The organism is Phyllobacterium sp. RCAM01083 (assembly GCF_055685835.1).
Map to the genome: position 1 here is coordinate 1749143 of NZ_JBVFZN010000005.1, position 25419 is coordinate 1774561.

At 59.0% G+C, this 25419-nt stretch carries 27 protein-coding genes and 1 tRNA gene; 19 read left to right on the forward strand and 9 right to left on the reverse strand.

Going from position 1 to position 25419, the window contains the following annotated elements; all coding sequences use genetic code 11:
* Nucleotides 1-122: 122 nt before the first annotated feature.
* Entirely contained in the window at nucleotides 123-788 is a 666-nt protein-coding gene (locus tag ACZ25R_RS15395) for a BON domain-containing protein (protein ID WP_472461448.1), read from the reverse strand.
* Nucleotides 789-966: 178 nt separating this feature from the next.
* Nucleotides 967-2085, reverse strand: a complete 1119-nt coding sequence (locus tag ACZ25R_RS15400; protein WP_472461449.1) for a porin — start codon at nucleotides 2083-2085, stop codon at nucleotides 967-969.
* A 405-nt stretch (nucleotides 2086-2490) separates the two neighbouring features.
* On the opposite strand from ACZ25R_RS15400, the gene ACZ25R_RS15405 reads away from it, so the two are divergent.
* The 3 genes from ACZ25R_RS15405 to ACZ25R_RS15415 all read left to right on the forward strand — a co-directional run bounded on the left by ACZ25R_RS15405 (nucleotide 2491) and on the right by ACZ25R_RS15415 (nucleotide 5205).
* Nucleotides 2491-2820: a DMT family transporter gene (locus ACZ25R_RS15405; protein ID WP_472461450.1), complete on the forward strand. Its 330-nt coding sequence runs from the start codon at nucleotides 2491-2493 to the stop codon at nucleotides 2818-2820.
* A gap of 69 nt (nucleotides 2821-2889) precedes the next feature.
* Nucleotides 2890-3948 carry a porin gene (locus tag ACZ25R_RS15410; RefSeq protein WP_472461451.1) on the forward strand — a complete coding sequence of 353 codons (1059 nt, stop codon included), beginning with the start codon at nucleotides 2890-2892 and terminating at the stop codon, nucleotides 3946-3948.
* A 330-nt stretch (nucleotides 3949-4278) separates the two neighbouring features.
* Nucleotides 4279-5205, forward strand: a complete 927-nt coding sequence (locus tag ACZ25R_RS15415; protein ID WP_464659698.1) for a tyrosine-type recombinase/integrase — start codon at nucleotides 4279-4281, stop codon at nucleotides 5203-5205.
* 95 nt (nucleotides 5206-5300) lie between these two features.
* Here the strand turns inward: ACZ25R_RS15415 and ACZ25R_RS15420 are convergent, their stop codons facing one another.
* Nucleotides 5301-5969 carry a hypothetical protein gene (locus ACZ25R_RS15420; RefSeq protein ID WP_346306530.1) on the reverse strand — a complete coding sequence of 223 codons (669 nt, stop codon included), beginning with the start codon at nucleotides 5967-5969 and terminating at the stop codon, nucleotides 5301-5303.
* A gap of 802 nt (nucleotides 5970-6771) precedes the next feature.
* On the opposite strand from ACZ25R_RS15420, the gene ACZ25R_RS15425 reads away from it, so the two are divergent.
* Together ACZ25R_RS15425 and ACZ25R_RS15430 are read left to right on the forward strand one after the other, a co-directional pair.
* Nucleotides 6772-7443 (forward strand): class I SAM-dependent methyltransferase, encoded by a 672-nt coding sequence (locus ACZ25R_RS15425; protein ID WP_472461452.1) that lies wholly within the window; start codon nucleotides 6772-6774, stop codon nucleotides 7441-7443.
* An 81-nt stretch (nucleotides 7444-7524) separates the two neighbouring features.
* Nucleotides 7525-7794 (forward strand): hypothetical protein, encoded by a 270-nt coding sequence (locus ACZ25R_RS15430; RefSeq protein ID WP_472461453.1) that lies wholly within the window; start codon nucleotides 7525-7527, stop codon nucleotides 7792-7794.
* Nucleotides 7795-7997: 203 nt separating this feature from the next.
* Here the strand turns inward: ACZ25R_RS15430 and ACZ25R_RS15435 are convergent, their stop codons facing one another.
* On the reverse strand, nucleotides 7998-8576 hold the full coding sequence (locus ACZ25R_RS15435; protein WP_472461454.1) for a hypothetical protein: 579 nt from the start codon (nucleotides 8574-8576) through the stop codon (nucleotides 7998-8000).
* Between the two features lie 110 nt (nucleotides 8577-8686).
* On the opposite strand from ACZ25R_RS15435, the gene ACZ25R_RS15440 reads away from it, so the two are divergent.
* Nucleotides 8687-8778: transfer RNA gene (locus tag ACZ25R_RS15440), tRNA-Ser, on the forward strand.
* Nucleotides 8779-8879: 101 nt separating this feature from the next.
* On the opposite strand, the gene ACZ25R_RS15445 is transcribed toward ACZ25R_RS15440, so the two are convergent.
* On the reverse strand, nucleotides 8880-9275 hold the full coding sequence (locus ACZ25R_RS15445) for an ester cyclase (RefSeq protein ID WP_223611320.1): 396 nt from the start codon (nucleotides 9273-9275) through the stop codon (nucleotides 8880-8882).
* An 86-nt stretch (nucleotides 9276-9361) separates the two neighbouring features.
* Here ACZ25R_RS15445 and ACZ25R_RS15450 point away from each other — a divergent pair, with 86 nt between their 5' ends.
* Nucleotides 9362-9805: a MarR family winged helix-turn-helix transcriptional regulator gene (locus ACZ25R_RS15450; protein WP_472461455.1), complete on the forward strand. Its 444-nt coding sequence runs from the start codon at nucleotides 9362-9364 to the stop codon at nucleotides 9803-9805.
* A 54-nt stretch (nucleotides 9806-9859) separates the two neighbouring features.
* On the opposite strand, the gene ACZ25R_RS15455 is transcribed toward ACZ25R_RS15450, so the two are convergent.
* Nucleotides 9860-10207, reverse strand: a complete 348-nt coding sequence (locus ACZ25R_RS15455) for a hypothetical protein (RefSeq protein WP_472461456.1) — start codon at nucleotides 10205-10207, stop codon at nucleotides 9860-9862.
* Between the two features lie 94 nt (nucleotides 10208-10301).
* Nucleotides 10302-10685: a VOC family protein gene (locus ACZ25R_RS15460; protein WP_472461457.1), complete on the reverse strand. Its 384-nt coding sequence runs from the start codon at nucleotides 10683-10685 to the stop codon at nucleotides 10302-10304.
* Nucleotides 10686-11016: 331 nt separating this feature from the next.
* Between ACZ25R_RS15460 and ACZ25R_RS15465 the strand changes: the two genes are divergently transcribed.
* The 4 genes from ACZ25R_RS15465 (at nucleotide 11017) to ACZ25R_RS15480 (ending at nucleotide 12837) form a co-directional block, all read left to right on the forward strand.
* A complete protein-coding gene (locus tag ACZ25R_RS15465; protein WP_472461458.1) occupies nucleotides 11017-11256 on the forward strand; it encodes a helix-turn-helix domain-containing protein in 240 nt (79 codons plus the stop codon).
* 141 nt (nucleotides 11257-11397) lie between these two features.
* Complete coding sequence (locus ACZ25R_RS15470) at nucleotides 11398-11643, forward strand: helix-turn-helix domain-containing protein (RefSeq protein ID WP_472461459.1); 246 nt, start codon at nucleotides 11398-11400, stop codon at nucleotides 11641-11643.
* 109 nt (nucleotides 11644-11752) lie between these two features.
* Nucleotides 11753-12445 carry a hypothetical protein gene (locus ACZ25R_RS15475; RefSeq protein WP_472461460.1) on the forward strand — a complete coding sequence of 231 codons (693 nt, stop codon included), beginning with the start codon at nucleotides 11753-11755 and terminating at the stop codon, nucleotides 12443-12445.
* Complete coding sequence (locus ACZ25R_RS15480; RefSeq protein WP_472461461.1) at nucleotides 12442-12837, forward strand: PIN-like domain-containing protein; 396 nt, start codon at nucleotides 12442-12444, stop codon at nucleotides 12835-12837. The genes ACZ25R_RS15475 and ACZ25R_RS15480 overlap by 4 nt, the downstream gene beginning before the upstream one ends.
* Nucleotides 12838-12841: 4 nt before the next feature.
* Here the strand turns inward: ACZ25R_RS15480 and ACZ25R_RS15485 are convergent, their stop codons facing one another.
* Nucleotides 12842-13540 carry a CerR family C-terminal domain-containing protein gene (locus ACZ25R_RS15485; RefSeq protein ID WP_472461462.1) on the reverse strand — a complete coding sequence of 233 codons (699 nt, stop codon included), beginning with the start codon at nucleotides 13538-13540 and terminating at the stop codon, nucleotides 12842-12844.
* Between the two features lie 90 nt (nucleotides 13541-13630).
* Here ACZ25R_RS15485 and ACZ25R_RS15490 point away from each other — a divergent pair, with 90 nt between their 5' ends.
* Genes ACZ25R_RS15490 through ACZ25R_RS15505 form a run of 4 tightly spaced genes read left to right on the forward strand, consistent with a single transcriptional unit; the run spans nucleotide 13631 to nucleotide 18699 of the window.
* Nucleotides 13631-14659 (forward strand): HlyD family secretion protein, encoded by a 1029-nt coding sequence (locus tag ACZ25R_RS15490; protein WP_472461463.1) that lies wholly within the window; start codon nucleotides 13631-13633, stop codon nucleotides 14657-14659.
* Nucleotides 14656-16428, forward strand: coding sequence for an ATP-binding cassette domain-containing protein (locus tag ACZ25R_RS15495; RefSeq protein ID WP_472461464.1), 1773 nt, complete (start codon nucleotides 14656-14658; stop codon nucleotides 16426-16428). Before ACZ25R_RS15490 ends, ACZ25R_RS15495 begins: the two co-directional genes overlap by 4 nt.
* A complete protein-coding gene (locus tag ACZ25R_RS15500) occupies nucleotides 16425-17570 on the forward strand; it encodes an ABC transporter permease (RefSeq protein ID WP_472461465.1) in 1146 nt (381 codons plus the stop codon). Before ACZ25R_RS15495 ends, ACZ25R_RS15500 begins: the two co-directional genes overlap by 4 nt.
* Before the next feature lie 7 nt (nucleotides 17571-17577).
* Nucleotides 17578-18699: an ABC transporter permease gene (locus ACZ25R_RS15505; RefSeq protein ID WP_472461466.1), complete on the forward strand. Its 1122-nt coding sequence runs from the start codon at nucleotides 17578-17580 to the stop codon at nucleotides 18697-18699.
* 174 nt (nucleotides 18700-18873) lie between these two features.
* On the opposite strand, the gene ACZ25R_RS15510 is transcribed toward ACZ25R_RS15505, so the two are convergent.
* Nucleotides 18874-19455 (reverse strand): TetR/AcrR family transcriptional regulator, encoded by a 582-nt coding sequence (locus ACZ25R_RS15510; protein ID WP_105735974.1) that lies wholly within the window; start codon nucleotides 19453-19455, stop codon nucleotides 18874-18876.
* Nucleotides 19456-19623: 168 nt separating this feature from the next.
* Between ACZ25R_RS15510 and ACZ25R_RS15515 the strand changes: the two genes are divergently transcribed.
* The 4 genes from ACZ25R_RS15515 (at nucleotide 19624) to ACZ25R_RS15530 (ending at nucleotide 25411) form a co-directional block, all read left to right on the forward strand.
* Nucleotides 19624-20844 carry an efflux RND transporter periplasmic adaptor subunit gene (locus ACZ25R_RS15515; RefSeq protein ID WP_464663103.1) on the forward strand — a complete coding sequence of 407 codons (1221 nt, stop codon included), beginning with the start codon at nucleotides 19624-19626 and terminating at the stop codon, nucleotides 20842-20844.
* Nucleotides 20845-20882: 38 nt separating this feature from the next.
* Nucleotides 20883-24104, forward strand: a complete 3222-nt coding sequence (locus ACZ25R_RS15520) for an efflux RND transporter permease subunit (protein ID WP_472461467.1) — start codon at nucleotides 20883-20885, stop codon at nucleotides 24102-24104.
* Nucleotides 24105-24741: 637 nt separating this feature from the next.
* Complete coding sequence (locus tag ACZ25R_RS15525; RefSeq protein ID WP_223611335.1) at nucleotides 24742-24999, forward strand: hypothetical protein; 258 nt, start codon at nucleotides 24742-24744, stop codon at nucleotides 24997-24999.
* 112 nt (nucleotides 25000-25111) lie between these two features.
* Nucleotides 25112-25411, forward strand: coding sequence for a hypothetical protein (locus ACZ25R_RS15530; RefSeq protein WP_346304928.1), 300 nt, complete (start codon nucleotides 25112-25114; stop codon nucleotides 25409-25411).
* Nucleotides 25412-25419: the final 8 nt, after the last annotated feature.

Here is a 25419-nt window from a genome sequence, read left to right on the forward strand (position 1 = left end):
GACCAGCCGACATAGAAACCGACAAGAGCGGCCACCAACAGAAAGAGCCATAGCTTCGTGATGAGATACATGATTGTCCGCGCTCCCGTTGATTGCACTGGATCGGCATTCCCGCCGGGAAGTCACCTGGCATTGCCGGCCGGCGGCGGCGCCAGCTTCACCTCGCCCACCCTACCATTACCCGGAAGTTGTGTCTTCAATGCGTTGGTGACGGACTCATAATCCGCGGCATTTGCAGCTGTTCCGGTGATGCTGTAGGTCTCGCCGGCAAGCCGGACCTCACCGCTGATCAGCTGCGATGCCTGTTTCAGCGCGAAATTGGCAAGCTCGACAAATCCCTGCGGCGCGCCGCGCGCGACGGCCATCTCGTCCAGGATTTCAATGCCCGGCATGGCATTTTCAGCCGCAGCCAGAAGCTTGGCACGCGTATCGCCATAGGGGACATTGCCCGACAAGAGGATGCCCTGATCCGACTTGGTCACCACGAAACTGAAGGGATCGACCAGGGGTAAAAGCGTCGCTGCGTTCTCGACGACGCGAATCCCATCGGTGGTTTCAGCGATTTTCAGCGCCGATGCGAGGGCTTCGGCCGACGGCGCCACCCCCTTGAGGGTCAGATCGCGCCCGTCCACCTCGATGCTGGCCCAGCTGTTATCCGTTTCCAATGCGGCAGCGACGGTCTCCGTCAGTTGGCGGTCCATCGGCTCGGCAAGGAACCAGCCGGCAAGCGTTGTCAAACACGCAACGGTAATCAGACCAGGCCAGAACCAGCTTTTCACAATGTGCATGGATGGCATTTTCCCCTTACGGCAATCGAACAGAATGCTGTCTTGCCCGATGTCGGGGGGAATATCAACACGGCGCCCCGCGGCAAACGGCGAACGCCGGAAAACTGGCCGCGCGCACCATAAAGAAAAACCCGGCAGCTTGCGCTGCCGGGTCTTATGAACTCAATCCTGTTAAGGATTAGAAGTTGCGCTGGAAGCGGATCATGCCACCGAATGCATCATCGTTACCGCCGTTGGCAATCGATACATCCTTACGATGACCATCGAACTTGGTGTAGCTGATTTCTGGCGTGATCGTGAAGCCAGGAACGAGCTCGTATGCCAGGTTCAAAGTACCAGCAACGGTGCCTTCGGATTCGTATGCAACCTGTGCATTGACAGTTGCCTTATCCGAAACCTTGGCGGACAGGCCACCCCAAACAGCCCAGTCGCCTTCCCAGCGGCCGAACCAGTTCAGGCTGCGGACGTGACCGGTCGTGTAGTTGTCGTCGAAGTTAGACTGATAGCCACCCATGACGAATGCCTTAACAGCGTCGGTGATCTTGACGTCCAAACGAACCTTACCGGCCCATTCTTCGATAACCGAGTCATAACCAGCAACAGCCGAGATGCCGCCCCAACCCTGCTCATACTTCACACCACCAAGTACGTGTGGCATGTAGTCGTTGATGCGGTAGTCGTGCGACAAGCCATCGTTGTCCGACTCAACTTCACCCTGTTCAGCAGCGATGATCGCCGAGAAACCGTTACCAGCTGTGAATGTGTAGCTGATCTGGTTGGAAGTGCCTGACTGATAGTTGATCACGTCGTCGTTGATGACGTCGCCAGCATAACCAGTGAACGAACCGAACAGTTCGTCAGCAACACCAACGCGGAAACCACCGAGTTCGATGAATGCCTGAGGAATGGAGCTGTTGTTGGAACCGTTCTTATAGTTGAAACGTGTTTCAATGTACGAACGCAGTGTGCCAAGTTCGGTTTCCGAACGGGCGTCAAAGCGGATCGTTGCACGTGTCAGCTTGTCGTATGTGCCGTCGCCGTTAGGATCGCTGCCCTGGTTGACGTGGCCGCCGGTGTATACGCTGTCGCCGCCCTTGGCGTCGTAACGCAGATAGCCGCCGATCTTCAGGCAGGTCTCAGTACCAGGAATGTAGAAGAAGCCCTTGCCGTATGCATCGCAAACGCGAACATATTCGACAGCTTCTGGCTCAGCGACGACAACTGCATCGGCAGCGCGTGCGCCAGTTACTGCAACGAGGGCTGCAGCGGAGCCGAGTAGAAGGCTCTTGATGTTCATTTCTGACCTCCAGTCAAAGTTAAAAATGGGTCTGGGCATTCCAATTTGGCTGAAGGACAACCTTGTCCCCATCCCCTAAGTCCTAGAAGAAATGCGATCAACGCCGTTCCTCTGCGACCGAACATACTCGCCCTCTCGGGGGTTTCAACCATGAATGTCGGCATCCACACCTCGCGGCCCCTCTATGCCTTATCCCTGTTGCACAAATGACACGAAAACGTCGCGACCCCGGCGAAATCTTTACCACTCATTAATATAGGTAACCGGATTTTCATCAATTTCTCTGTATCGATGGCGGAAACGGAACGGTGTTTTGACTCGAAATCGGGCATGCATCACCGGCATATTTGCAGTGTATGCATCGAATCAAATGGGGCACGTAGTGATTCTGACAGGTGGTTTGCCATGACTTATTTCTATCTCTTTGTAGCCATAATTTTCGAGGTGGCGGCCACGTCGGCGCTCAAGCAAGCGGATGGTTTTACAAAGCTTTGGCCGTCGCTGATCTGTTTGGCCGGTTATGCGGCGGCTTTCTATTTCCTGTCCATACTGGTCAAGACGATGCCCGTCGGGATCGTTTATGCCATCTGGTCCGGCGCCGGGATCGTGCTCATCGCGGCCATCGGCTGGTTCTGGTTCAAGCAGCCGCTCGACATGCCGGCAATCGTCGGCCTTTCGCTGATTATCGCCGGTGTTCTCATCGTCAACCTGTTCTCGGGAACCGTCGGACACTAGAGCCTTTCCTGCCGGCAAAAACCCGTTGAATCGCCTGGCCTTCCGTCAAACTTTGACTGGAGGTCAGAAATGAACATCAAGAGCCTTCTACTCGGCTCCGCTGCAGCCCTCGTTGCAGTCACTGGCGCACGCGCTGCCGATGCAGTTGTCGTCGCCGAACCGGAAGCTGTCGAATATGTTCGCGTTTGCGACGCATACGGCAAGGGCTTCTTCTACATCCCCGGAACCGAGACATGCCTGAAAGTCAGCGGTCATGTGCGGTTTGATGCCAAGGGCGGCGATGATGTCTCCAAGGGCGGCAAACTCGGTACCTGGAAACTTCTATCCCGCGCCACCATCCGCTTCGATGCCCGTTCGGACACCGAACTTGGTACATTGCGTTCCTTTGCCGAAACACAGTTCAATTATACGAACGGTGACAACAGCGCGTCGCTTCCCCACGCCTATATCTCGCTCGGCGGTTTCCGCATCGGCCTGACCGATTCGCTCTTTGACACATGGACCGGTTCGGCCGGCAGCGTGCTCAGAGACGGCGTGATCTCCTATGCCGGCGATGGCGACAATCAGGTCAGCTACACCTTCACCGGCGGCAACGGTTTCTCGGCCCTCATCGGCCTGGAACAGGGTGACAAGGATCACGTGATCGTGGACTACGTGCCGCACATCATTGGCGGTGTGAAGTTCGAACAGGCCTGGGGCGGCATCTCCGCTGTTGCCGGCTACGATTCCGTCGTGGAAGAGTTTGGCGGCAAGCTGCGCCTGGATGTAAAGTTCACCGACACTGTCTCCGCCTTCGTTCTGGGCGGCTATCAGTCCGGTTACGGTGACCACGCCAAGGAAAAACGCACCACGTCCTATTACGGCCCGTGGAATGGCGACTGGGCCATCTGGGGCGGTCTGTCCGCCAAGGCTTCGGACAAGGCCACGTTCAACGCGCAGTTGGCCTACGAATCCGAAGGGACCTATGCCGGCGCAATCAACGTCGCCTACGAACTGGTTCCCGGCTTCACCATCACGCCCGAACTCAACTACACCAAGTTCGATGGTGCCCGTAAGGCCAAATCCCTGGCCAGCAATGGAAGCGATGACGCGTTTGGCGGGTTCCTTCGCTTCCAGCGCAACTTCTGATGCCATGACACGCATGACCAGCGCCGGAATTTACCGGCGCTGGATTTTTCCAAATTCATTTTCACCACTCCATTTTCAGCGCCCGTCAACACGGCGCACAGACATTTAGCAGGAAAGGATAGCAAAGCGGTCGCGGACCGAGGAGATTTGGAAATGTCGAGGCAATATCGCTGGGAACGGACTGTTGAGGGTGCTGTGCAAGGCTTCCTCGAACGGGATGGTATTATCCTAAAGTGCTATTCCCCACCCGATTGTGCTTTTCAGAAAGACGATTACAACTCGTTGCATATTTCACTTATGCATATTTTTCTGATTTAGAGCGTGATCCCTATGACAATTTCATCGATGGGTGCCAAACAGGCAGACACGGACTTCCCGGTTCGGTTTCAGTACAACGTCACCTACGCAGCAGCGGACCGTACCGGCAATCGCGTGGTCAGGGATCATTCTCTGGATGAGCTGACAGCGCGCTATATCGGGATTCTCTGGGACGACGGTTCGCACAAGGGCAATGTCAAATCCTTCCTGGGCGAGACCGGTGAGATTCTGGCCGGCAACCGGTTCAGTGTCTTCACCCAGGACATGCTCGATTCGGTGATCGGCACGCTGCGCGAGCGCGGCAACAGCAATGCAACCATCAACCGCAAAATGGCTGCTTTGAGCAAATTGCTTCGGAAAGCTTACAAGATGGGCGATATTTACAGCCTGCCCGAGTTTCGGCGGCAAAAGGAAAGACAGGGCCGGATTCGCTTTCTCGAACTGGAGGAAGAGGCCCGCCTGTTCTCGGCCATTCGCGCCAAATGCGAAGACAGCTACCGCCTGAGCATCTTTCTCGTCGATACGGGGTGCCGGCTCGGCGAGGCGATCGGGTTGAACTGGAACGATCTGCAGGGAAACCGCTCGACCTTCTGGCTGACAAAATCTGGGCGCAGCCGGACGGTGCCTTTGACCCGGCGCGCCCATGACGTCACCCAGATTCCACGCGGGCGCTTGAAGGGTCCGTTTGCCATGCACGATCAGCCGCGCTTCCGTGCCATCTGGAATGAAGCCAAGGCCGAGGTCGGATTGGGGACGGACGATCAGGTCGTGCCGCATATTTTGCGCCATACCTGTGCATCGCGGCTGGTGCGCGGCGGCATCGATATCAGGCGCGTGCAGATCTGGCTCGGCCACCAGACGTTGCAGATGACCATGCGGTACGCGCATCTGGCAACGCATGATCTCGATCCCTGCGTTGTCGTGCTGGAGCAGAATTGACGACCGGCCCGGAAAAGCCGGATATTCGCGGCGGTCCCATGCGGTGGAAAGCTGGAGTGTTCGCAGCCTGCGCCGTGTCCGATCGGCAAACGGCCTCAGAAGCGATAACGGATACCGATCGTATTGGCGTTTGAACCTTCCCCCATATTGCCGAAGGTTTCACCGGCACCGGAGCGGTGATGCAATTGCCACGTCACTTCAAGGTTGGGCGCCCCGCCCCAGCGGAATGAAAGTTCCGGCCCGAGAAAGCCAAGGAAGGAAGCATCGCCATTATAGCGCAGTTCGCGTTCCTTCTCGATCTGGGTCTCGCCGGTCACCGCGCTGAAGCCAGCCGTGAATGCCGGGGAGATCACGACATTGCCGATAACGAGGCCCTGGTGGCGCAGCCGGACGCCGGTCCAGATCTCGCCCGATGTGTCGTCGTCCTCACCGAACCGCAACGCGACGCCGACGACGCCGCCAAGTTGAAATCCTGATCCGAGATTGTAGACATCGCGCCCATAGGTGACGCCGACCAGATAATTCTTGGTGTAATCCACATTGAAAAGATGGATGGCGCTGCCCGCGGTATCGCGTGCAAATGGTCCGCCCAGCAGCGTGACATCATTGCGCGTCGGCGCCTCTCCGGGCTGCAGGAAAGGATCCGTGGTGGCAAAATATATGAAGGGATGAGCCTTGCTGGCGGCCATTGCCTGACCGGAAGAAAACCCGAGCACTGCGGCGCTGACCAGCGCTCCAACACCAACCGAACGCCAAGATTTCATCTCTGCCCTCATGGTTCCTGAATAAGACAAGTCTGGCGCACACGATACAAAAAACGCGGGAAGAAGAAACACAAAATTAAACATAGGCATTTTGTTCTTGAAAATGCGTGGGGCTTGAATGGTTTGGCAGTGTCTGCCGCCCCGGAAAAAGCCTGGACCCCGCGCATGGCGCCGGGTCCAGGCCTTTTTGACTCATCGCTGTGATTCCCTCAGTTTCGCTTCAGGTTGGGATAATCTCCCCCTCAGCTTCTGATGGTATCAAGCGCACGTTGTCACCTTCGGGCAACGTGAGGCTCGGCAATTCATCCCCCGATGATCCCCCCCTGCCGGGCCTCATTTCCGGCTTTGCAACAGCGTCGGTCAAGTATACCCAACCTCGACATGTTCAAAATCACCGTGAATCAGCGCATATATTACGTCTCTCAAAAAAAATCACAAGACAAGAGGGCAAAACAAGATACAGGCAAGAATTGCGTCCCTGTGTCAGTAAAACTGCCAAGAAAAAAATATTCCACACGTCCGATAATACATGGGCTGTGCTGCGCCGCACTGTACCCCTCGGGCATCGGAACGATGCGCAGGCACTGACGCAGCCAGCGGCGGGCCGTCAACGGACAAAGCGGTTTCCGCCGGCGCATCGGCCGAGTGACGGTGCGGCCGCCGGCAGCAAGGCTCCAGGTCTTGATTTCGCCATATCACGTAACATATAAAGTGTCATGAAATCTGTAAACCGGTTATCGGGCACAGTCCCTGTCCGGCGGATGTTCAAACCGATGCCATACCCGCTGGAGGCGCAAGCGCAATGACCCCATTTTCCGATCCGCAGGCCGTGGCGCGCTATGCCGACGGACCGACCCGTTTCGTGCCCGGCTTTGATGCCATGCAGCGCATGACCACGCTTCTGCTGGCCGAACGTGCCCCTGACGATGCCCGGGTGCTGGTTCTTGGCGCTGGTGGCGGGCTGGAATTGAAGATGTTCGCGCAGGCCCATCCGGGCTGGATCTTCGACGGCATCGATCCGTCCGCCGAGATGCTCCATCTGGCCGAACGGACATTGGGGCCGCTGGCCGCGCGGGCGCGGCTGCAGCAGGGCTATATCGGCGATGCGCCTGACGGCCCCTACGATGCGGCGACGTGCCTGCTGACCCAGCATTTCATGGATATGGATGAGCGGCGGCGTACGGCGGCCGAAGTCAGGCGCCGCCTCAAGCCCGGCGCGCCGTTCGTCACCGCCCATCTCAGCTTCCCGCAAGGCGACGGCGCGCGTGCAACCTGGCTATCGCGCTACGCCGCCTTTGCGGTCGCGGCCGGGCTTGATGCTGAAAAGGCTGCGAACATGCAGCGGGCTGTCGACACGAAAACCCACATTCTTGCGCCCGAGCAGGACGAAGCGATCCTGATCGAGGCGGGTTTCGCGCGTGTCGAGCTGTTTTATGCGGCTTTCAGCTTTCGGGGCTGGGTCGCCCAAGCCTGATGCCCGATCCGTATCGTGCATGGCGCGCCAGTCCCGGATCGGATAGGCTGCACCGGGATGCGGGAGAACAAAGGGCGAGGAATGAAGTATCTGACTATAGCTGTTTGTATCGTGCTTGTCGCAGGCGGTGCCTTTTATGCGGCAACGTACAACGCCGTACACAGGGAGCAGAAAGAACAAACGCAGCCAATGCGGGATGCCGAGAACGCATTTTATGACGCCGCCGGAGCAAAAGAGGGAGAAACCGAGAAGGTTCGCACCGTCTGCGAGAATTTTGCACGTGACCCGGCAATGAACGCCGAGCCGGTGAAAAGCTTTCTCAGCAAGTGCCGGCAGTTTGGTTTTCTGTAAAAACCTTCCAGACCTTCTTGTTGCCCCCGCTCCGGCGAAAGCCCGCGGCGTGTCTTCCAAGGTCCCATCCGCATGGAAGAAATGCTTTAGAGAATGAGAAAAACTTTGACGCTCCCCGGACCCAGAACATAAATGAGCGACGGTTAAATTCTCAATGAAGATCAACAGAAACTGGAAACGCCATATTGAGAATTCTACTATTCCTAGCTCTTCTGTTGCTGGCTGGTTGTGATGATCGCCCTGCCGGGTGGTCTGCCATTGTTTACCCGGATCGAACCGACCGAACAAAATTTGTCGTAACGCCGCATTTCACGTCTGTGTCGTACTGCCTGGATTCTGCGAAAGAGAAGATGAACGAAATCCAGGTCAATGGCCGCGGCGATTATCAGTGCGGCTATAATTGCGAGGAATACGGAGATCCTCATAGGAAGAATATCTGCGAGAAATACAGCAGGTAGGTGGCGGTCCTGTCTGGTTACGAGACCGCTGAGCCGCATTCGATGGCCGATCTTGCCAGCATCAGTGATCGACATCCGCGTCTCATGTTTGGGTATGCCAGCAGGCATTCGATTGCGAAGCCGCTTAACAAAGCCATCAAGGATTCGGGCCGCTAAAACTGACCAGCCACGCATTTGGTCGGCTCCAAAAGCCGGAGGCTGCTGCTCGACACCCAGGTCCACGGCGATGCCGGCCGGGAGGTGGTAAACCGGGTGTTTTCCGGCAAAACCCGCAAGAACAAACGGTGATTTGCTTGTGCCAATTTTGTGCCGTTTGTGTCTCACCGTTACCGCTTGGTTCCGTTTTCCACGGCTCGGAACTGCAAAATAGAAAAATCAGAAAACTTACACAAAGGCCTTGCCAACAAAGGGTTTCCTCTTTAGTCAGCGTCCTTGGAGAGGTGGCCGAGTGGTCGAAGGCGCTCCCCTGCTAAGGGAGTAGGCCCGTTAAACGGTCTCGAGGGTTCGAATCCCTTCCTCTCCGCCATTTTCCACCCTTGCCCTCAAAGACCGCCGCTCCGCAGTACAAGCGCTCAGACACCGCCGGTTGCCGCGCATGTCCCGGTCTGTCTGGCACGCCCCTTTCCGTCAGAGCGTTACCGCCCCGATCTGCTGCAAGACACCCAGGCGATCGACCTGCAGCCATGCCCGCGTCAGCTTGCCATCCTGCGCCTGATAGATGGCGATTCCCTGCTGAACCGCGGTCTTGCCGGTGGGCGCGATACCCGACAGCGGCCCCAGATGCGCCGCCTCGAAGCGCCAGCGCACGCATACCCTGTCTCCCGCCGCAAACAGGTCTTCCAGCTCAAACCGCAGGCCAGGAAACGCCGTGATCATCCGTTCGACGGTCTGCCGGAAGCCTTGCGGCCCCTGCTCGCCGCCGGCGCCGACGAAGCCCTCCGACAGATACTCCGGAAGCCGCTCGAGCAGGCGCGGATTGAGACAATCCTCATACAGGCCTTTGACAAGTTCAGACGGGGTCATGCTATACCTCAAATTGACAATGTGTTGTCAATTTTGCATTTTGACAACATGCTGTCAATATGTCGCTGGAAACTCGGGAGATCCGCATGCGCACCCCTCAGGGCGAAGAATTGAGCCGGCTCGTCTGGGACATCTTGCAAACCGCCGCCCGCCTGACTGAGGCCGGCAACCGGCTGAGCGCGCCGTTCGGATTGACCGCCGCGCGCTGGCAGGTCATGGGCGCGATTGTTCAGGAGGCCGCAACCGTGGCGGATGTCGCCCGCCACCTTGCCCAGACGCGCCAGAGCGTGCAGCGCCTGGCCGATGAGCTGGTGCATGACGGGCTTGCCGCCTATGGCCCGAACCCGCGGCACCGCCGCGCCAGCCTGCTCAGCCCGACATCTCAGGGGACTGCGTCCTATGCGGCGCTGATGCAGCGCCAGGCCGAATGGGTGAATGCGCTGTCCGCCGGGATGCGACTTGAGGACATCGCCGCGTCGAGGGATCTGCTGGCCACTCTCGGCGCGGCGCTGGAGAACAGCCGGCCATAGAAAAAGGCGGCTCTCGCGAGCCGCCCTTTCTGCATTCCAATGCTCTGACGGGAATCAGAGACGGAAAACACCCAGCGGATACCAGTAGCCATCGCTGTGACGGCGGTAGCCGCGGCGATATTCACGGTAGCCGCGATGATTCTTCCAGTAACCGGGACGGTAACCGCGGTTGTCGTAGTGCGGGCGGCGGCGATCATCACGGCGATCCCAGCGACGGTCATCGCGGCGATCCCAACGGCGATTGTCGTGGCGGCGGCGCTCAACGTACTGCACCTGCTCGACATTGGATACGACCGGCGCCTTCTGGGCCGATACCGGTGCCGCGTTCGAAGAAACGACCGAAGTCAATCCAACGAGAACCGCCAGCAAGCCAGCGGTAAACAGCGAAACAAGATTTTTCATTAGTCACTCCTATCGATTCATACCGGGGATAGGTGCGCCTTCAAGGATGAACAGAGTATGAACGGTATTGCGTTCACCTCGCCCGCAGCGCGCCTTATCCGGACATCGCCGCAGGCCGGGGACCCCGCAAACCGATGCAGTTGCCCCAGGGATCGCGAACCTGGCACATGGCAAGGCCATCCTGTATCGCCAGCGGCCCGCGATAGAGCGTGGCGCCCAGTTTTTCCACATGCGCCAGAGCCGCGTCAAAATCGTCCACCGCCCAATAGACGACGGAGCCGAAGGGCCCCGACCCCACCTGCGCGTCCGCAGGCACGATTTCAAGGCAGACGGAGCCGACTTGCAGAAACTCGAAATCAAATTCGTCGAGCCGCGTGCGGACAGCTTCAGGAAACGCGCTCTGATACCATGCGAGCCCCGCTTCGACATCGCCGACATGAACCAGAACCGCGGCAATGGGATGGGATGTCGCGTGCATGGGGACCGGTCTCTTCTGCGGGATAGGTTTTCATCGGGATATCCGAGGCGGAATGCTGTGGCAACGGTCCAGCTTCCACTTTAAGCAGCGTTCGTGTTCGCCCCGTCGAGCAAAGCTTTGATGACAACCAGACGTTCGTCGGCGATGTCGCAGACATATTGGATCGCCGATTGCTGCCGCTCATTGCCGATATCGGCGGCGGCGATGTTCCCTTATATTCCGGGCATAGCTTCGATAATTTCCAGGCAGACGGATTCTAAATTCATACCGTTTAAAACCATCTATTTTCGACAGTTCTGGTAAGAATAATCAGGATTTATTATAGGAAAGCATGATCACATCTGCACAATGCCGGGCGGCACGCGCCCTCATCCAATGGTCTCAGCAGCAACTTGCCGATGCGGCGCATGTTGGCATTGTGACGGTGCGGCAATTTGAAGGCGGCGTATGCGAGCCGCGCCACGCAACACTCGATGTCATCAAGCGCGCGCTGGAAGCTCAAGGGGTCATCTTTCAGGCCGAGGGAGAAATGACGCCGGGCGGTCCGGGGGTGAGACTGCCTGCGAAATGATGTACACTGCCTTGTGCCGAACCACCTCTCCTGATTAGTGATCATTACCAAAAATATTGCGACTGAACCCATACCCGCTGAGCTCATTTACGGTCAATTGAACTTAGGTATAATACCAAAGATATTTACTCTGGAAACAACATGGCTATTATCGGAAATCAGATCAGAGCAGCCCGTTCGCTGATTGGCATGGAGCAGATCACCCTCGCCGAGAAGGCGGGCGTGAGCGCCAACACCATACGCAACATGGAGGCCTTCGGAAGCGAAAGAGTGAAAGTCCGCACCGATACCCTGGACGCGGTAACCGATGCGCTCAAGGCCGAGGGCGTGGTGTTCCAGCAGGATGGTGAGACGACCAGCGGTGGGCCGGGTGTCCGGTTACGTTGAAACTGAAGCAACTGCGCAGACTGTAGATTGACGTGGTTGTTGCACAAGCGATAATGCGGCGTAAGAGCATGGTGAGCAATCATGTTTGGGAAGGAATGGAAACGCAGTGATGGATGGTTACGCAACTCCAGTTGTCGGGATCGGCTTTTATACCGCGAGCGACGCTGCACGGCTGTTGAACATTCCTGTACGAAACATTCGGCGATGGCTCGGCGGGTACCACTACTCTTATAATGGTGAGACCTTTCACATGGAGCCATTGTGGAAACCTCAACTGCCGCAATTCGAAGGTCAGATCGAACTGGGATTTCGGGATCTCATCGAGTTAAAATTCGTAAAGGCATTTACCGATGCCGGGCTTGGTTTGAAGACGATTCGTCATTGTTTGGACTATGCAAGAGAATGCGCCCACGCCGAACATCCATTCTCAACGCGCCGATTTCAAACGGACGGTAAAACAATCTTTTTAGACAGTGCAAATCTGGCTGGAGACGGCAGTTTACTTGATCTCAAGAAAAAGCAATACACGATCAAAGCTGTGATCGAGCGTACCTTTAAGGACCTGGATATTGACAACAATGCCGTGCGCAGATGGCGTCCATTCAAAGGCAAACAGTCAATCATCGTAGATCCCGAACTTGTATTTGGACAACCTACAACGGCTGTGTACAACATTCCTACGATTGCGTTGGCCCAAGCTGTTCAAGCGGAGGGCTCCGAGAGAGCCGTGGCAGAACTATACGAAGTACCTCTAACAGTTGTACGAGATGCAGTAGCCTTTGAGGAATCTCTCGCAGCGTGAGGGTCCTGTTTGACCACAATATGTCTCCCCGCCTTCCAAGGAGCCTTCAGGCGTTGTTCGGTGAACAGTATGAGATCGTCGCTTTGCGCGATAAATTTCCACCGAATATCAAGGACTTGGAATTGATAAGAGCTTTGAGTGCGCAGGGCGGATGGGTCCTGATATCGGGTGATCGCAGAATTACCCGCAACAAAGCTGAAAAATCGGTCTTTCAATCATCTCGCATCATCGGAATGTTCTTGTCTCCGGGGCTTTATAAAGCTCCAGTCATAAAACAAGCCGAACGGTTGATTGTGCTCTGGCCGGCGATTGAAACGACTGCGTCGACCATGAAAGGTGGCTCAATGTTTGAACTGCCAATGAAATCGCACAAACTTTCACCGTTGAAGTAACGCTTTAGTTCAACGCTGCCCCCGCCTCCCTTTTAATCTCCGCCGCTGTTGCCTCCAATCCCGCCAGGGCAAAGCGCTGGAAATGGGCGATAATGGCTTCCTGCGCACCGGGCGCCGGTGCGAAGAGATCTGGCAGAACCTGTGACAGCAATTGGCGGTTGCCGAGCAGCAGCATGGCAAAGGGCGAGACCATATTGAGCAAACACCGCCCCACTGCCGGATGGTCGGCGGGCACCCCCAGAATATCGGCAACCAGCCCGGTTACCACCTGCTTCTTCGGCAGCACCTCCTGATTCAACAGCACGGGAAAGGCCTGGGATGGCGCGAGAATCTCGCGGCTCAACACCCGCAACACCCATGTGGATGACGCCGGGGCGGTGATTGCCGCGGCAATCAGTCCGATGAGGATTTTCAGCTTGTCGATGGAAGCCCCCGGTCCGTGCGCCAGCGCCACCAGCCGGTCGTAGGTCAGGAGCCGCCGGTGCGCCTCGACCAGCACCGCCGCATAGAGCCCTTCAATACCGCCATAATAATAATTCACCGCGGCCGAATTGCTCCCGGCCCGCTCGGCGATCTCCTTGCCCGTGGCGCGGTCAAAGCCCTTTTCGGCAAAGATTTCGCCCGCCGCTTCCAGAATCTGGGCCTTGGTCGAAGCGCCATCCTCGCGCCGTCCGGGAAGTTTTCGAGGTGTTTTGCGTATCATGCCCGTACAGTAACCCAGATTTGAAAGGATTAAAAGTTCAAATTGAAATTCAAATTTGACATAATACACACGCGGCCTGTATGATGGCGCATGAGCAAAATTCTTCGCATTCTCATTCCACTGATCCTCATCGCCGCCCTCGCCGGCGGAGCCTGGTGGTACTATCGCCCGTCATCGGCGAACGATGCGCTGACGCTGTACGGCAATATCGACCTGCGGCAGGCATCGCTTGCCTTCAACGGGTCAGAGAGGATTGCCGAGGTGCTGGCGGAAGAAGGCGATGTGGTGGGCAAGGGCCAGGTGCTGGCGCGGCTCGATACCAGCCGCCTCGCCCCGCAGGTGCAGCAGGCGGAGGCAACGGTCGCCGCCCAGCAGGCCGCCCTGCTCCAGCTGAAAAACGGCAGCCGCCCTGAGGAAATCGCCCAGGCGCGCGCCAATCTGGTGTCGGCGCAGGCCGATGCGCTGAACGCCAAGGCGCAATTCGAGCGGCAAAGCGTACTGACCGCCAATGCCACCGCCAGCAAGCAGGACCTTGATACGGCGCGCGCGGCGGCGGCGGTTGCCGATGCCAAGGTGGACGTGGCGCAAAGTGCGCTGGCGCTTGCCATCGCCGGTCCGCGTGTCGAGGAAATCAGCCAGAGCGAAGCGCAGTTGCGCGGCAGCGAGGCGCAACTGGCGCTCATGCGCCAGCAGCTTGCCGATTCGCAGCTTTTTGCGCCGTTTGATGGCGTCGTGCGCTCGCGGCTGATGGAACCGGGCGAGATTGCAGCGCCCAGCAAACCGGTATTTTCGCTGGCAACGCGCGGCATGAAATGGGTGCGCGCCTATGTCTCCGAAACCAATCTCGGCCATCTGCGCCCCGGCATGCGGGCCAGGATCACCACGGACAGTTTTCCCGATCAGCCGCTGGACGGCTGGGTCGGCTTCATCTCGCCGGTGGCGGAGTTCACCCCGAAAACCGTGGAGACGACCGACCTGCGCACCAGCCTCGTCTATGAGGTGCGCGTTTTTGTCGAGGACCACAAGGATGTGCTGCGGCTCGGCATGCCAGCCACCGTCACGTTGCTGCCGGATGGCGCGCCGCATGCGATTGCGCCAATGGCGGACACAAAACCATGACCGGCGCCGCGCCAGCCTCCCCCGTCACGGCGCGGTCCATCCACAAGACGTTCCACCGCGATACCGGCGAAACGGTCAAGGCGCTCGACGATGTCTCGTTTGAGGCGCGCCACGGGACGGTGACCGCCCTTGTCGGGCCCGACGGCGCGGGCAAGACGACAATCCTGCGGCTGATGGCCGGGCTGATGGCGGCCGAGAGCGGCGAACTCAAGGTGCTCGGCATCGATGTCGCGGCCGATCCGCAGGCGGTGCAGAACCGCATCGGCTACATGCCGCAGAAATTCGGCCTCTATGAGGATCTGAGCGTTCAGCAAAATCTCGATCTTTATGCGGACCTGCATGGCATCACCCCGGACCAGCGCCGCGAGATTTATCCGCGGCTGATGGACATGACCAATCTTGGCCGATTTACCGAACGGCTGGCGGGAAAACTGTCCGGCGGCATGAAGCAGAAGCTGGGTCTTGCCTGCACGCTGGTGCGCTCGCCGGAATTGCTGCTGCTCGATGAGCCGACCGTCGGCGTCGATCCGCTGTCGCGGCGGGAATTGTGGCAGATCGTGCTGAAACTGGTGCGCGAAGACGGCCTGACGGTCGTCGTCAGCACCTCCTATCTCGACGAGGCCGAGTTCTGCGACCATGCGGTCGTCATGCATCTGGGCAAGGTGCTGGCGCAGGGCAAGCCCGACGAGATCACCGCCCGCGCGAAAGGCAATGTGTTCATCGCCGCGCCGCAGGACGGCATGAATGCCCGCTCGCTGCAGGCGCGGCTGTTCCGCCATGACGGCGTGGTGGATGCGGTGCCTGAAGCAGGCAAGGTGCGCATCGTCCGGCAACCGGGTTTCAAGGGTAAACTCAGCGTCGACGGAAGGCCGGTGGCGCTGACCGCAACGCCGCCGCGTTTCGAGGACGGCTTCATGGTGCTGTTCAGCGCCGTGGCGGGCGAAGGCCATTCCAGCAGCCTGGAGCTGCAGCGCGCGGCAGACTCGACACGCAAGGACGAGATTTCCGTTGAGGTGCATGACCTCGTGCGCATGTTCGGGGATTTCGCCGCGGTGAACCATGTCAGTTTCCGCGTGAAGCGCGGCGAGATTTATGGGCTGCTCGGCCCGAACGGCGCGGGCAAGAGCACCACATTCCGCATGCTGTGCGGGCTGATTCCCGCAACCAGCGGAACATTGCGGGTTGCCGGTGCGGATTTGCGCACGGCGCGGGCGGAAGCGCGGCAGAATCTGGGCTATGTCGCGCAGAAATTCTCGCTCTACGGTGATCTCTCGGTGGACGAGAACCTGGATTTCTTCGCCAGCGCCTATGGCCTGCGCGGCGCGAAAAAGCGCGAACGCATCGACTGGTCGAAGCAGCAGTTTGAACTCGGTGAACTGGCGACGCTGCCGAGCGGCCAGTTGCCCGGCGGGTTCAAGCAGCGCCTGGCCATGGCCGCCGCGCTGTTGCACGAACCGGACATCCTGTTCCTCGACGAGGCGACGAGCGGCGCCGATCCCCTCGCCCGGCGCGAATTCTGGGGGCGCATTACCGCGCTGTCGGAACAGGGCGTAACGGTCATCGTCACCACGCATTTCATGGAGGAAGCGGAATATTGCGACCGGATCATGATCATGGATGCCGGGCGCAATCTCGCCGAGGGAACGCCCGCCGACATCCGTGGCCATGCCAAACCGCAGGACGGGCGCGAGCCGAACATGGAGGATGCGTTCATCGCCATTGTCGAGGAATCGCGCAGCGCCGCTGAAACAAGGGGCAAGGCCGCATGAGCACACCCGCCCCGATCCAGTATCATGGCAGCCTGCGGCGCATCCTGGCGCTGGTGCGCAAGGAATCCTGGCAGGTGATCCGCGATCCCAGCAGCATCGCCGTCGGCATCGTCATGCCGATGATGCTGCTGATCCTGTTCGGCTACGGCCTGTCCTTCGATCTGAAGAACCTGCCGGTCGCCCTCGTGATGGAAGAGAATTCCGCCGAAGCGCGCGGCGCGGTGTCGGGTTTCGAGCTTTCGGACTATTTCCAGACCCATCCGGTCAAGACCATGGCGGAGGCCGAGCGGCTGCTCAAGGACAAGACCGTCAGCGGCATCGTGCGCATTCCGCCGCAATTTGCCCGAAACGTTGCGCTGGGCAATGGCGATATCCAGATCGTCGTCAACGGCACCGATGCCAATACGGCACGCATTTCGCTGGCCTATGCGCAAGGCGCCGTTGCCACGTGGCTGGCGCGGCAGGCGGCCGAAGGCAGAATCGCCAGCAGCGGTGCTTCGGTCAATATGCAGACGCGGCTCTGGTTCAACGAGGCCAATGAAAGCAGCTATTTCCTCGTGCCGGGGCTGATCGTGCTGGTCATGACACTGATCGGCGCACTCCTGACCGCGCTCGTCATGGCGCGGGAATGGGAGCGCGGCACCTTCGAGGCGCTGTTCGTCACGCCGGTGCGGCCGGTTGAAATCCTGCTCGGCAAGATCATTCCCTATTTCGTTCTCGGCATGCTCGGGCTGGCATTGTCCGTTGTCGGCAGCCAGATCCTGTTCCATGTGCCGCTGCGCGGCTCGCTGTGGATACTCGTCATCGTCTCGATGCTCTATCTGATCGTGGCGCTCGGCATCGGCCTGCTGATTTCATCGGTGACCAAGAGCCAGTTCGTTGCCAGTCAGGTCACCCTCGTCGTCACCTTCCTGCCCGCAATGATGCTGTCCGGCTTCATGTTCGACATCCGCAGCATGCCGCTCGTCATCCAGTTCATCACCTATATTTTCCCCGGCCGCTATTTCGTCAGCGTGCTGCAGACCCTGTTTCTGGCCGGCGATATCTGGGGGGTGATCCTGCCCAACGCCGCGGTGCTTGCGGTGATGGCAACGGTGCTGATGGCCGCTTCCGTGCGGGCAACGCGCAAGAAACTCGGGTGAGGCAGCCATGATCCAGTCGCTCTTCCGCATCATCGCCCTTATCCGCAAGGAATTGCTGGCCATGCTGAAAGACCCCAAGAGCCGCATCGTGCTGGTGGTGCCGCCGATCATGCAATGTCTGGTCTTCGGCTATGCCGCGAGCTACGACCTCAACAACGTGCCCTACGCGCTTCTCGATCACGATCACAGCGCCGCCTCCATGGCGCTGGCCGCACGGTTCGACGGTTCCGCCACGTTTACCCGCATCGCCACGCTGCAGCGGACAGGCGATATCGCCGGTTATATCAACAACGGGCGCGTTCTGCTGGTGCTGGTCATCGACCAGGACTTTGAAAAGAACCTGATGGCCGGAAAGCCTGCCCAATTGCAGGTTATCGCCGACGGGCGCAATTCCAATACGGCCGGCACGGCGCAGGGCTATGTCAGCGCCATCGTGACGGATTTCACCCATCGCTGGCGTGCCGAGAACGGCCAGGCCGCCAATACCGGAATCACGGTGACGACGCGCGCCTGGTACAATCCGAGCCTCGAGACGCGCTGGAACATGATCCCCTCGCTGATCGGCACCATCACCATGATGATGACGATGATGCTAACCGCCATGTCCGTGGCGCGCGAGCGGGAGGCGGGAACGCTCGACCAGTTGCTGGTCACACCCTTCCGCCCCTCCGAAATCATGGTGGGCAAGGCCCTGCCGTCGATGATGGTGGGCACCACGCAGGCAACGCTCATCCTGCTCGTCGCGCAGCTGTGGTTCCAGATCCCCTTCGCCGGGTCCTACCTCATTCTTTATATGGGATTGATCCTGTTTCTGGCAGCAGCGGTCGGCATCGGGCTTTTCCTGTCGTCGCTGGCCGCGAACATGCAGCAGGCGATGATCTTCTCCTTCGTGCTTTTGATGCCGTTCATGCTTCTGTCGGGCCTGACGGCGCCCATCGGCAACATGCCGGATATCCTGCAATATTTCACGCTGATCAATCCGCTGCGCTATGCCATCAGCATCACGCACCAGGTCTATCTGGAAGGCGCGGGGATTCGCCAGCTCCTGCCGGAAATGCTGGCGCTCATCGGCATTTCGGTGGTGACACTGCCGGTTTCATCCTGGCTGTTCCGTCACCGGCTGGTGTGAAAATCCTGCACGACCTGATTGCGTGGTGCGTGGTTCGACAAGCTCACCATGAGGGATGTTGTTGATGACAAAGCCAATCGGATATGTCGCAGAATATGGCTCCTTGCAATCTACTCCCTCCCTCATGGTGAGCTTGTCGAACCACGCACTGAAGGGAATGCAAGTCGTCCGCGATCAGCCCGGCCAGCAGCGCATGGCGATATCAATCAGCCTGTAGAGCTCTTCCCGCGCGGTTCCGCTCGATGCCTGTACCGCGGTACCCTGGGATATGGTCATGATAAACCGGGCGATATCTTCCGCATCGCACTCGGTTTTCAGGTCACCCTCGCGTTTCGCCCGGGCAAAACGCCGCGCCAGCGCCTTCTGGCCCATATTGCGCTTTTCGATGATGGTTTTCTGGATGGCGGCGGCGGCATCGCTGCAGCCCATGGCCGCATTGATTCCCAGACACCCCGAAGGATTGCAGTCGCAGGTCTGCGCATCGGCAAAGCCGTGCAGAATATCCATGGCGACGGTGCGTGCGTCCGGCTGCTCCAGCGCTTTCCAGAAAAACGCCATGTAATTCTGCTCATAGCGCTCGAGCGCCATGCGGAACAGTTCTTCCTTGTTGCCGAAGGCGCCGTAAAGGCTTGGCTTGGTGATACCCATGCCGTCCGTCAGGTCAGTGATGGATGTGCCCTCGTAGCCCTTGCGCCAAAAAAGTTCGAGCGCAGTCTGCAGTGCCTCATCGGCATCAAATTCCCTCGGCCGTCCCATGGACAAGACTCCCTAGAAGAAATATACCGTTCGGTATAAAATCCAATTGACAGCCACCGTACCGCAGCCTTATATCTCGTTTTATACCGATCGGTATCGATCGTCAACGATCCAATTTCGTTTAGCCACTCCCAATGGCGATACAACTTTCAAAGCAGGATGACCACGATGTCAATCAGCACTTACAAAAGATCACTCTATGTCGGCGGCTTTATTGTGGCGCTGGCAGCCGTGGGTTCGACCCAACTGTTCGATCTTGGCAAGAGCCATGCCGAAACCAGCAAGCAGGCCGCGCCCGTGGCAACGCCCGTTTCCGTCGCTGTCGTCCAGCCAAAACTCATCACCCGGTGGAGCGAGTTCTCCGGCCGCCTCGAAGCCATCGACCATGTCGACCTTCGTTCGCGCGTCGCCGGGGCCATCCAGTCCGTCGCCTTCAAGGAAGGTGCACTGGTCAAGCAGGGCGACCTTCTCGTCAAGATCGATCCGGCTCCCTATGAAGCCGAGGTCGCACGGGCAAAGGCCGCCGTCAGCGCCGCCGAATCGAAACTGTCCCTCGCCAAGAACGAACTGGAACGCGGCAAGCGCCTGATCGATTCGCGCACGGTGTCCCAGAGCGACTACGACCAGCGCTTCAATGTGCAGAGCGGCGCACAGGCCGATCTTGAAGCGGCACAGGCCGGGCTCAAGACCGCCATGCTCAACCTCGATTACACGGAAATCCGTGCGCCCATCAGCGGCCGCGTCGGCCGCATCGAAATCACAGCCGGCAATCTGATCGCCTCCGGTCCCAGCTCGCCGCTGCTGACCACCATCGTCTCGATCAGCCCGATCTATGCCAGCTTCGAGGCCAATGAAAACACCGTGGCCCAGGCCCTCGCCGACCTGCCGCAGGGTCTCAACAGCCGCGATTTCTCCGACCGCATCCCCGTCGTGATGGACGTTTACGGCCAGAGCGACGTGAAGGGCAAGCTGCAGCTGATCAACAACAGCGTCGATGTCGCCAGCGGCACGGTCAAGGTGCGGGCGGTGTTCGACAATACGGACGGCAAGTTCATGCCGGGCCAGTTTGCCAAGCTGCGCATGGGCACGGCCAACGAAAAGCAGGAACTGCTTGTCGATGAAAAGGCCGTCGGCACCGACCAGAGCAAGAAATTCGTCATGGTGGTCAACGACAAGAACATCGTCGAATACCGCGAGATTTCGCTCGGGGCACCGGCGGAAGGCCTGCGTATCGTCACCAGCGGCCTGCAGCCGGAGGAAAAGATCGTCGTCAACGGCCTGCAGCGCATTCGTCCCGGTTCGCTCGTCGCTCCTGAAATGGTCGCCATGGGCGCTGCAGCACACAATTTGCAGGCCTTGGCCACCGATCCAGCCAAGACACAACAGTAATCGCATCAAAGCCCCGCAACGGGCAGGCGGATAGTGATATGAATATCTCCAATTTCTTCATCGACCGCCCGGTCTTCGCGGGCGTTCTGTCTTTCGTGATTTTCCTTGGCGGTCTGATCGCCCTGACGGCCATGCCCGTTTCGGAATATCCGGATGTCGTGCCGCCATCCATCGTGGTGCGCGCGCAATATCCGGGTGCCAACCCGAAGGTCATTGCCGAAACCGTGGCAACGCCGATCGAGGAACAGATCAACGGCGTCGAAGGCATGCTCTACATGGGCAGCCAGGCAACCACCGACGGCCAGATGACCCTGACCGTGACCTTCGCCATCGGCACCGACCCCGACAAGGCGCAGCAGCTGGTACAGAACCGTGTGTCGCAGGCGGAACCCCGCCTGCCGCAGGAGGTGCGCAGCCTCGGCATCACCACGGTGAAGAGTTCGCCTGATCTGATGCTGGTAGTCAATCTCATTTCGCCCAACAACCGCTATGACATCACCTATCTGCGCAACTACGCGCTGATCAACATCAAGGACCGGCTCGCCCGCATCAACGGTGTCGGCGACGTGCAGCTGTTCGGTTCGGGCGATTATTCCATGCGCGTGTGGCTCGATCCGCAGAAGACGGCGGAGCTCGGCCTTTCGGCAACGGATGTTCTCAATGAAATCCGCGCGCAGAACGTCCAGGCCGCCGCCGGCGTCATCGGCGCCTCGCCCAGCCCCAACGGCGTTGACCTGCAATTGTCGGTGAACGCGCAGGGCCGCCTGCAGACCGAGGAAGAATTCGGCCAGATCATCGTCAAGACCGCCGCCAACGGCGCGATCACGCATCTGCGCGATATCGCCCGCATCGAGCTTGGCGCTGCCCAGTATTCGCTGCGCTCCCTGCTCGACAACAAGCCGGCCGTCGCCATCCCCGTTTTCCAGGCACCGGGCTCCAACGCCATCCAGATCGCCGATCAGGTGCGTGCCGTCATGGACGAGATGAAGCTGACCATGCCGGAAGGCGTCAGCTACGAGATCGTTTATGATACGACGCAGTTCGTTCGTGCCTCCATTGAAGCCGTCGTGCACACGCTGTTGGAAGCCGTGGTGCTCGTCGTTCTCGTGGTCATTCTGTTCCTGCAGACATGGCGCGCCTCGATCATCCCGCTGATTGCGGTTCCGATCTCGATCATCGGTACGTTCGCCGTCATGCACCTCTTCGGCTTCTCGGTGAATGCGCTGAGCCTGTTCGGCCTCGTGCTCGCCATCGGCATCGTGGTGGACGACGCGATCGTGGTGGTGGAAAACGTCGAACGCAACATCGAAAACGGTCTGGCGCCACGTGCGGCAACCGTTCAGGCGATGCGCGAAGTGTCGGGTCCGATTATCGCCATTGCATTGGTGCTGGTGGCGGTTTTCGTGCCGCTTGCCTTCATCAGCGGCCTGACCGGGCAGTTCTACCGCCAGTTCGCGCTGACCATTGCCATCTCGACCGTCATCTCCGCCTTCAACTCGCTGACCCTGTCCCCGGCCCTCGCCGCCCTGCTCCTCAAGGGCCATGACGAGCCGAAGGATGCGTTGACGCGGTTCATGGACAAGACGCTGGGCTGGCTGTTCCGCGGCTTCAACGCCGTGTTCACCCGCGGCGCCAATGGCTACAGCCGGGGCGTCACCGCCGTCATTTCGCGCAAGACCGTGATGATGGGCATCTATATTCTGCTGATCGGTGCGACGGCCTTCATGTTCAAAAGTGTTCCCGGCGGGTTCGTGCCGCCGCAGGACAAGCAGTATCTCGTCGGCTTCACCCAGCTGCCGGATGGTGCAACGCTTGACCGCACGGAGGCCGTCGTTCGCCGCATCGGTGACATCGCCCTGAAGATTCCGGGCGTGCAGAGCACCATTGCGTTCCCCGGCCTGTCGATCAACGGTTTCACCAACAGCTCCAATGCCGGCATCGTCTTCGTCTCGCTCAAGCCATTCGAGGAGCGCAAGACGCCTGACTTAAGTGCCGGAGCGATTGCCAAGGCGCTGAACATGCAGTTGTTCGGCATCAAGGAATCGTTCAGCGCCGTGTTCCCGCCGCCGCCCGTGCAGGGCCTCGGCGCCATCGGCGGCTTCAAGTTCCAGATCGAGGACCGCAACGGTCTTGGTTATCAGGCGCTGAACGATGCCACCAAGGCATTCCTTGCCAAGGCGGCAGCTGCTCCGGAACTCATCGGCCTGTTCTCCAGCTATCAGATCAACGTGCCCCAGCTCTACGCCGATGTGGACCGTGCCAAGGCACGCCAGCTCAATGTCTCGCTGCCGGAAATCTTCAACACGCTGCAGATCTATCTGGGCTCTGTCTATGTCAACGACTTCAACAAGTTCGGCCGTACCTATTCGGTCCGCATGCAGGCTGATTCCGGCTTCCGGGCGAAGGCGGAAGACATTGGCGACCTGAAGGTCCGCTCGGGTTCGGGTGAAATGATCCCGCTATCGGCCCTGCTCAAGGTGGAATCGAGTGCCGGACCCGACCGCGCCATGCGTTACAACGGCTTCCTTGCTGCCGATGTGAACGGCAACGCGGCGCCGGGCTTCTCCTCGGGGCAGGCGCGTGCTGCCGTCGAACGCATCGCCGCCGAGACCTTCCCGGCCGGCATCGGCTATGAATGGACGGAGCTTACCTATCAGGAGATCATCGCCGGCAATTCCGCCTACCTGATCTTCCCGCTGTCGATCCTGCTGGTGTTCCTGGTGCTGTCGGCCCAGTACGAAAGCCTGTCCCTGCCGCTATCGATCATCATGATCGTTCCGCTCGGTTTGCTCGCCGCCCTCTTCGGCGTCTGGCTGACCGCCGGTGACAACAACGTCTTCACGCAGATCGGGCTGATCGTGCTTGTCGGTCTCTCCGCCAAGAATGCCATCCTGATCGTGGAGTTCGCACGGGAACTGGAGTTTGCGGGATCAACGCCGTTCAAGGCGGTGATCGAAGCCAGCCGCCTGCGGCTGCGCCCGATCCTGATGACCTCGCTTGCCTTCATCATGGGCGTGGTTCCGCTCGTCACTTCGACGGGCGCCGGTTCGGAAATGCGCAGCGCCATGGGCGTGGCCGTGTTCTCAGGCATGATCGGCGTGACGCTGTTCGGCCTGTTCATGACACCGGTCTTCTACGTGCTCGTTCGCGCCATGACCGGCAACCGCCCGCTCAAGCATGCGAGTCAGGGAAGCCACTTCGACGGCGAATCAAGCCACAATTCGGCCACGGTTCATCCCGCTCCGGCTCCGGCCGAGTAGAAAAAACACGCGCGGTGCGCAGGTTTTCCCGCCTGTGCACCGCGCGAATCAAGTCACTGAAACCACATTGTTTTCTTCGGCATTGACAGGCAAAAGGCCCACCGGACGGGCCGTTCACAAAGACGTTTGGGGCCTGAACGTGCTTTTTGGGGTGACAAAAAGTTTCAAGCTGTTACAGTTGCGTGACCAAGCCGACTATCGGCACTGACGAGCATGACCGGGTTTCGCGTTCCGCGGAGGTCGTTTAAATCAGGAGCAGACTTTGACAAGCGTTGCACCAGCCAATGACAACAGAAAGATCAGCGACGGGTTCTTCCCTCTGGTCTTGTTCCTTGTGGTCACCGAAATCGCGGCAACCGTGCTGCTGACTTTGCCAAATTGGTATTGAAACCCAAACAGGCGGAAGCCAGCATGTCGATCCTGCCCCTGCTGGCAGGAATGATCATTATCGTGATGCTTGCCGGCGTCCTCATCGTCTGACCGGACTTTACTTTCCAGAACATTTTTGCCTCTCCGGCAATTCCTCCATCCAATCAATCAATTGGGATAACACGGGCGGATGCTCTGTGATAATCTCGGCCTGTTGAACTGATTTGGTCGCCGTCTCGCGCAGGAGAACGGCGGCATGGAGAGCCCAATGAAACGTGCAACCTGTTCGGTGTTGCTTCTCATTCTGTTCGTTGCCGGATGCCAGACCATCACCCCGGAGGAGCGGCGCGCCATCGATGGCCGGACCTGTTCGTCCTATGGTTTCAAGCGGGGCACCGACGCCTTTGCCCGCTGCCTGCTCGACCTTGAACTGGACCGCCGTGCCACAAGCCGGGCTCAATTCGATGACATGCGATTCAATTCTCCGCCCCTGATTATCTATGGGGGCCGCCATTACCGCTGGTAAGTTATAAACAGGGGACAGCGATGTCCCTTGACGGGTTTTGAAACTTCACGAAAAGGTCGTGAACTCTTTTGGCACCCGTCAAAACACAGACGAATCAAGAAGGATAATATTGATGCGAAGCCTGTTTTTTGCCGTAGCGGTGGCTGCGGGACTTTTTGCTGCTGAAAGCCAGGCGCAAGGTATGCCCAATGCCGCTGCCCCCAGTGTCAATGCTCCCGGTGCCAATGCGCAAGCCACACGCGTTCGCCCTGAACAGGATGCCATGTCCGCGCGCATCCGGAAGAACCGGCCGGCCAAACGGACCTATGCGCGCGAAGAAAGCCGGCGGCAGCTGACCGCGGAATATAATCGCCGCGCCCGGGTTTTCGGCCGGGCCAGCGCCGACCGCTGGCTGGCGACCCAGCGCCCCTGACCTATCCC

Coding starts and splice junctions, on each gene's coding strand:
- ACZ25R_RS15455 (WP_472461456.1), bottom strand. CDS start 10,207: ATGAAAAATCTTGTTTCGCTGTTTACCGCTGGCTTGCTGGCGGTTCTC.
- ACZ25R_RS15395 (WP_472461448.1), bottom strand. CDS start 788: ATGCACATTGTGAAAAGCTGGTTCTGGCCTGGTCTGATTACCGTTGCG.
- ACZ25R_RS15460 (WP_472461457.1), bottom strand. CDS start 10,685: ATGCACGCGACATCCCATCCCATTGCCGCGGTTCTGGTTCATGTCGGC.
- ACZ25R_RS15410 (WP_472461451.1), top strand. CDS start 2,890: ATGAACATCAAGAGCCTTCTACTCGGCTCCGCTGCAGCCCTCGTTGCA.
- ACZ25R_RS15425 (WP_472461452.1), top strand. CDS start 6,772: ATGACCCCATTTTCCGATCCGCAGGCCGTGGCGCGCTATGCCGACGGA.
- ACZ25R_RS15525 (WP_223611335.1), top strand. CDS start 24,742: ATGAAACGTGCAACCTGTTCGGTGTTGCTTCTCATTCTGTTCGTTGCC.
- ACZ25R_RS15490 (WP_472461463.1), top strand. CDS start 13,631: ATGAGCAAAATTCTTCGCATTCTCATTCCACTGATCCTCATCGCCGCC.
- ACZ25R_RS15530 (WP_346304928.1), top strand. CDS start 25,112: ATGCGAAGCCTGTTTTTTGCCGTAGCGGTGGCTGCGGGACTTTTTGCT.
- ACZ25R_RS15400 (WP_472461449.1), bottom strand. CDS start 2,085: ATGAACATCAAGAGCCTTCTACTCGGCTCCGCTGCAGCCCTCGTTGCA.
- ACZ25R_RS15510 (WP_105735974.1), bottom strand. CDS start 19,455: ATGGGACGGCCGAGGGAATTTGATGCCGATGAGGCACTGCAGACTGCG.
- ACZ25R_RS15505 (WP_472461466.1), top strand. CDS start 17,578: ATGATCCAGTCGCTCTTCCGCATCATCGCCCTTATCCGCAAGGAATTG.
- ACZ25R_RS15495 (WP_472461464.1), top strand. CDS start 14,656: ATGACCGGCGCCGCGCCAGCCTCCCCCGTCACGGCGCGGTCCATCCAC.
- ACZ25R_RS15420 (WP_346306530.1), bottom strand. CDS start 5,969: ATGAAATCTTGGCGTTCGGTTGGTGTTGGAGCGCTGGTCAGCGCCGCA.
- ACZ25R_RS15520 (WP_472461467.1), top strand. CDS start 20,883: ATGAATATCTCCAATTTCTTCATCGACCGCCCGGTCTTCGCGGGCGTT.
- ACZ25R_RS15470 (WP_472461459.1), top strand. CDS start 11,398: ATGGCTATTATCGGAAATCAGATCAGAGCAGCCCGTTCGCTGATTGGC.
- ACZ25R_RS15405 (WP_472461450.1), top strand. CDS start 2,491: ATGACTTATTTCTATCTCTTTGTAGCCATAATTTTCGAGGTGGCGGCC.
- ACZ25R_RS15465 (WP_472461458.1), top strand. CDS start 11,017: ATGATCACATCTGCACAATGCCGGGCGGCACGCGCCCTCATCCAATGG.
- ACZ25R_RS15485 (WP_472461462.1), bottom strand. CDS start 13,540: ATGATACGCAAAACACCTCGAAAACTTCCCGGACGGCGCGAGGATGGC.
- ACZ25R_RS15445 (WP_223611320.1), bottom strand. CDS start 9,275: ATGACCCCGTCTGAACTTGTCAAAGGCCTGTATGAGGATTGTCTCAAT.
- ACZ25R_RS15500 (WP_472461465.1), top strand. CDS start 16,425: ATGAGCACACCCGCCCCGATCCAGTATCATGGCAGCCTGCGGCGCATC.
- ACZ25R_RS15475 (WP_472461460.1), top strand. CDS start 11,753: ATGGATGGTTACGCAACTCCAGTTGTCGGGATCGGCTTTTATACCGCG.
- ACZ25R_RS15450 (WP_472461455.1), top strand. CDS start 9,362: ATGCGCACCCCTCAGGGCGAAGAATTGAGCCGGCTCGTCTGGGACATC.
- ACZ25R_RS15515 (WP_464663103.1), top strand. CDS start 19,624: ATGTCAATCAGCACTTACAAAAGATCACTCTATGTCGGCGGCTTTATT.
- ACZ25R_RS15430 (WP_472461453.1), top strand. CDS start 7,525: ATGAAGTATCTGACTATAGCTGTTTGTATCGTGCTTGTCGCAGGCGGT.
- ACZ25R_RS15415 (WP_464659698.1), top strand. CDS start 4,279: ATGACAATTTCATCGATGGGTGCCAAACAGGCAGACACGGACTTCCCG.